Source organism: Vibrio sp. MM46 (assembly GCF_027587135.1).
Classification (GTDB): domain Bacteria; phylum Pseudomonadota; class Gammaproteobacteria; order Enterobacterales; family Vibrionaceae; genus Vibrio; species Vibrio harveyi.
In genome coordinates, this window is sequence record NZ_JAPPTO010000055.1 from 1 (window position 1) to 5,679 (window position 5,679).

The 5,679-nt window shown below is 41.8% G+C and carries 6 protein-coding genes and 1 pseudogene; 2 read left to right on the top strand and 5 right to left on the bottom strand.

The window, feature by feature from the left end; all coding sequences use genetic code 11:
* Positions 1-85: 85 nt before the first annotated feature.
* From OH459_RS27510 to OH459_RS27540, 4 genes are all read right to left on the bottom strand, one after another.
* Complete coding sequence (locus OH459_RS27510) at positions 86-703, bottom strand: LysE family translocator (RefSeq protein ID WP_269989737.1); 618 nt, start codon at positions 701-703, stop codon at positions 86-88.
* 136 nt (positions 704-839) lie between these two features.
* Positions 840-1,193: a glyoxalase/bleomycin resistance/dioxygenase family protein gene (locus OH459_RS27520; RefSeq protein WP_269989738.1), complete on the bottom strand. Its 354-nt coding sequence runs from the start codon at positions 1,191-1,193 to the stop codon at positions 840-842.
* Between the two features lie 147 nt (positions 1,194-1,340).
* Positions 1,341-1,640, bottom strand: a complete 300-nt coding sequence (locus OH459_RS27530) for a hypothetical protein (RefSeq protein WP_269989739.1) — start codon at positions 1,638-1,640, stop codon at positions 1,341-1,343.
* Positions 1,641-1,775: 135 nt separating this feature from the next.
* Positions 1,776-3,257, bottom strand: a complete 1,482-nt coding sequence (locus tag OH459_RS27540; RefSeq protein WP_269989743.1) for an FRG domain-containing protein — start codon at positions 3,255-3,257, stop codon at positions 1,776-1,778.
* 247 nt (positions 3,258-3,504) lie between these two features.
* Here OH459_RS27540 and OH459_RS28295 point away from each other — a divergent pair.
* Positions 3,505-3,789: pseudogene (locus OH459_RS28295) on the top strand (PAAR domain-containing protein); the annotation flags it as partial.
* An 872-nt stretch (positions 3,790-4,661) separates the two neighbouring features.
* A complete protein-coding gene (locus OH459_RS27555) occupies positions 4,662-5,171 on the top strand; it encodes a hypothetical protein (protein ID WP_269989746.1) in 510 nt (169 codons plus the stop codon).
* A gap of 189 nt (positions 5,172-5,360) precedes the next feature.
* Here OH459_RS27555 and OH459_RS27565 read toward each other — a convergent pair whose 3' ends face one another.
* Positions 5,361-5,645, bottom strand: a complete 285-nt coding sequence (locus tag OH459_RS27565) for a MazG nucleotide pyrophosphohydrolase domain-containing protein (RefSeq protein WP_017448465.1) — start codon at positions 5,643-5,645, stop codon at positions 5,361-5,363.
* Between the last annotated feature and the right edge of the window lie 34 nt (positions 5,646-5,679).

Here is a 5,679-nt window from a genome sequence, read left to right on the forward strand (position 1 = left end):
TCGCCGCATACCACCTTAAACACCAAAACCGACGCATAGTAAAAATGCTACGCGTTGCGAATCCCTCTTGAACAGTTTGTTAGTTTTATTGCTGGCGACTCAGTAACAAGCTTGCTCCAGACATAGCCAAAAAAGTTGCACAACCTCTATTGAAGCGCTTTGCCATTTTCGGTTTCGTAAACCACTGCCTTAAGTACATTCCAAATATCGCATAAATCGATATTGCACCCATTTCTAAAACTAGGAACGTAGCCCCTAGAGCGAAGAATTGTTCATTTACATTCGCTGAAACATCGACGAACTGTGGTAGAAAGGCGGTAAAGATTAAGATCGCCTTTGGATTACCAGCGGCTAGCAAAAATTCTTGTTTAGCTAAACCTAATCGGTTGCGAGTATTTTCTAATTCAGAAACTGGACTTGCTTCTGAACGCCAAAGATTAAAGGCAATCCACAACAAATAAGCCGCGCCCACAATTTTAATTGTTAGAAATAGAGTCTCAGAAGCATAAAGAACAACTGCTAAGCCAGAAGCAGCCATGGCAATCATTACAGCGAATGCAGCAATACGACCAAGTCCAGCAATAAAAGCGGATTTAAAACCGTAACAACGAGCATTGTTCATGGACAATAGATTGTTTGGACCAGGAGTCATATTGAGTGCAAAGCACGCAGGTATAAAGAACAATAACTTCCAGATTTCCACAATATTTCCTCCATAAAACTAACGCCTTGTTAAGGGGTGAGCAACGCAATACCAAAGCCGCCGCATACCACCTTAAACACTAAAACTAACGCATAGTAAAAATGCCACGCGTTGCGAATCCCTCTTGAACAATTTGTTATGTGGTTTTCCCACGTAGTCCTATTAAGTTTCCAAATGGATCCTCAACTTGGCACATTGAAAGCCTATCTTCAATTTCCATTGGTCCACGATAAAGGCACGCACCGAGTTCTTCAAAATGAGCCAGCGCAACACATAAGTTATCTACTGACCAGTAAACAACTGTGCCACTTTTACCAGCACCAACCTTTTTGTCTGCTTGGACTATTTCTAGTGAGAAACCATTTATATCAAGCACTGTGAAGTCAAAGTCAGGATGATAAACCGGAACGGCTTCTGGAAAAGCTTTCTTGTACCATTCAAGACCTTTCGCTACATCTGGGACATGAACAAGAACCGCTGATGGATTCATAATTTTTCTCCAACCACATAACGCCCTGTTAAGGGGTGAGTAACGCAATACCGAAGTTCCCGCATACCGAATTAAACACTAAAACCAACGCATAGTGAAAATGCCACGCGTTGCGAATCCCTCTTGAACAGTTTGTTAGAGCGCAACTCAAAGGTTGAACAGAACTTTCAAAAGAGAATTTACCAAGGAAGAGATCCCTAGAAAGAGAACTACTGGCAAACCTATCGCTATTATCAGTTTAAACTCGATAAACTGACCTACCACAGCATCACCATATCTACCTCCCAGAAACTTTCTCGATTCGTCTCCTACCGTAGATTTGACTTCATCTGTGACCGTCTTGCGATCTTTACCGATAAATTCTTTGAACAACATAAAGCCAAAGGGAGCGATAATAATGCCGGTGATAAGATATGAAATGTATTCAATCATGTCCGTCATATTCATTATTCTTCTCCTGCGCTCTAACGCCCTGTTAAGGTGTGAGCAACGCAATACCGAAGTAGCTGCAGACCACCTTACACACCAAACACAACGCATAGTAAAAATGCCACGCGTTGCGAATCACTCTTAAACAGATTGTTAGGCAAGTTCTGAAACTGGGAATAAACGGTCTTGATTATCCATCCCTTCTTCTTTCAGCATCTTTAACACTTTATCTTCGCACTCAGGTGGAAATAGGTCACTAGCGCGTAACGGCTTTGATAACTGAAAATTGGAACCCAATCTAATTTTGAGCCCTAGATATCTAGCACAATAGTTTCTGGCTAAATTCCCTGCCCCTCCAAGTAACCCACATTTTTGCCTCACTGCTCTCAATGCTTCACTTTCACTTAAAATTGAATTTAGGTCCAAGTAAGGGTGGACTCCTTTAACTAATGGAAAAACAAATATTGTTCGCATATCTTCTGGTTGTTCGTTACTTGGGTTATACGCTGTGAATTCCATTTTCCCTTGTTCATTGTTTTGACAGCGGTGAGTAGCAAACCAAGCTGCAATATTATGATCTTTGGTAATATCTAAATATGCAGAAGGAGCACCATACTGCTGGAGAACCAATCCATGTTGGTACGATCTAAGACCCTCACTTGTTACAGAAGACACACCATTTATTAATGGAGCCTGTTCATTTATTTCATTTGATGCCGTTACTTTTTTTGCATGAAAAACCCACTCTGCTAAATCGAGTGTCATTTTTTCAAAATAATCAATATTGTCTGTAAAGGAATCATAATGTCGATATAGCGATGGGGTGAGATTAGAGTCTTGAATATTAGAATAAGGGGCTATTCCGACTTTAGCTAACTCAAGTCGGTCTGGAGTGACATAATCTTTACTTTGCCCTCTAAACCACAAATCCACCTCTGGCATGCGCTGCGCTAAAGAGCGTAATTTTTCAACTAGCTCATCCAATTCTTCTTCGGAATCAATTATGATTTCCGCTGGACTAGCGAGCTTTAAAGGGTCTGTTTCTTCTGGTAATAATTCTTTAAATAAGAGGCGCCCCGCTGACGCCCCACCTGAAAGCATACTATTTGCTCGGTCTTTCCATAACTTTTGAGACAGTAACTTTGGCATACTTTCGAGGTGTGCCCCCCATAAATCGATGGCAAAACAATGGTTGCTCATACGACCTTGCACTGGGATAAAAACGAAACCATATAGCGGATCCAGTAAGTATAGTGGACTATCTATGCCTGCATTCAACATCTTTGAGGCATCTGAATCCGGAGCATAAGAACGAAGCATCTTCAACGAAATTAGAGATAACTTTGCATCTTTAAATAGTTTAGTATGAGAAGGGTTGAGTTTTAATCTTTTGAACGCCTTTTCTAAGTTGCTATTGAGAACTGGATGAGTTGGCTCCAAAGTAAGAGCTGATTTTTCATGAGGATTCGACAATCCTAACTGCTTTAAAACCGGCGCTATTTCGGTGAAGTATGCCGCTCGAGTAGCTTCACCGGGAGCCAAATTCTTAAATGAACTAACTTTTAAGTACTTTTGAGATTCTATTCTTACTGTAGAAAGTTTATATTTCCACTCATCTAGTAATTCTACTGTCATTTCCACTCCATAATTAAATTTATCTCTATTTGCCTAACGCCCTGTTAAGGTGTGAGCAACGCAATACAGTAGCTCCCGCTTACCACCTTAAACACTAAATACAACGCATGGTAAAAATGCCACGCGTTGCGAATCACTCTTAAACAGTTTGTTAGGTGATTTGCTTCCAAATATTACACCAGCCAAAGAAGATAGTTTCCTTACAAGGGCTAAGATATGCAACCTAACCCACAAAAAGGATGTTTTCATGGGAAAACCCGCTGCAACATTAACATCAATGCACGTCTGTCCCAAGGTTACTGCTAAAGTTCCGCATGTGGGAGGCCCTGTAGTCGCTGGCTCACCCAATGTAAAAATTGGCGGTCTGCCAGTTGCTCGTAAAGGCGACCGCCTCATCTGTGTCGGTCCCCCTGATTCCATAAGCCAAGGATCTGGCTCCGTATTTATTAACGGTAAACCCGCAGCAAGAATGGGAGACTCAACCAGTCACGGAGGCAAGATTGTCATTGGCAACCCCACTGTCTTAATCGGTGACAAATATCGAGCCGATAAACAACCACCACCCAAAACTTATGAAGAAGCGAAGCAGCGCTTGGCGGAAGCCAAGTCTTATGTCGATGCCGCTCGTGAAGGTGGTGCAGCATTACCGGGTTCACCTTACACCACTGCGGATAAAAGAGAAGTGGTTGCAAAGGGCTTGGATGAGCGTTTCTTATTTCGAGTGGTCGAATCAGGTTGGACTGGGGACAAGGGCTATATTGGACCACCCTCAGAGGGAAAGGCCAGACGATATTGGACAACCACATTTACTCAAGCTGAGCATGGAGACACAGACCCTGAAGCCATCTGCAATGCTGTAGGGATTGAATATAAGCCCGATTGTGAATACACCATATTGCTCATTGACCACCAAAAAGCCGATAAAATCGGCGATATGTATAGCTTTATCCCCACCTACGAGAGAATGAGTGGGTTTACTGAATCTGAATTATCCAGTGAGTTTGAGGGCAGCCTCGATTTGATTGCACCATGTATGACACCTGAGTTCAGTCGATATTATGAACAAGTCAAAATATCGGCTGAAGAAGAAGGCATTGATATTAAGAAACAGAAACAGTTTAGCGAATACTGCCAAGAACTTGGCTTTACTCCAAGCCAAACTGACACTCTCGATATCCGACACCAAATTGAGCAACGTTTAGGTGCAAACGAACATTTCCTTGGTAACGGTGTCACCAAAGACATTAACGTGACATATGGAACAACACCGTATGGTGACATTGATGATGACGTGGAATACGGTCCTCCAGAAACCTTTACGTGGGATAAAAACCCGCAAACACTGGGTACGTTAGAAAAAGCGGGAGCCATAAAGCGAATTAATATAGGGAAAGGAGAAAACAAATGAAGAAATTTAAAGAAATAGACCCACTGACTGTCGCTAAGCATCCGAACCTAGTTGCGACTTTGCCTGACGCGATAGATATTGGCAATACATTCTATTTTCTGTTGATTGATGATCACATCATCCTCGCGGATGCACAATATTTCACAAACAAACGAACTGGAAAAAGCAAATGGCTGCATTACCAAATCGAATTCCCCAAGCGCGGTTTACGATGGTTCCTAGACACACTAGAAGGTAAGTTTTTCAAAACCGAAGCCCAAGGCGGCTTACCCAAGGGAAAATTTAACGATGAAGGACTTGTGGATGGTGAACGATTAAAACTTGGGCGTGCTTTCAATGCTGATGGCGAAGGCGGTGGTGGGTATGCTTTTGTAACGTTAGATAGATTCCCAGAGGGGAGAAGAGTTTGCAAATCATACACCTTTACAGATTCACTCTTATTTGAACATGGCATGATTGACACTATGAAGGAAATTGCAAAAAGAATCGACCTAGGTCAGCTATAGCTTCAAATTGCCTTCGAGCCACAAACACTTAGGTTCGAAGGTTAAGTTTTGATGAATCACCTAACGCCTTGTTAAGGGGTGAAGCACGCAACACCGACGCTACCGCATACCACCTTAATCACTAAAACCAACGCCTAGTAAAAATGCCACGCGTGCTGAATCCCTCTTGAACAATTTGTTATACGCGTTCTAGCGGTTGTACTTAACCTTGTTCAAAACTTCTTTTAATTCATGCGTTTTCTCAAGGTTTACACCGTGAATATTGGCTAAAGCACAAACATAATACAAGACGTCATATAACTCTTCTGCGATTGAACCTTTAAGTTCATCTAGCGTTGGTTGCCCACTTTTACCTTTGCGAATAGATTCCGATAATTCACCAACTTCTTCGATTAGTTTTAAAAAATAGTGTTCAGATTGCTCTGGCGCATAATCGAATTCTTTTATATGACTTTGTAACTCAGATAACTTCATAACGTCCTTTTTGTATCATTTTCCATAAAGCGTA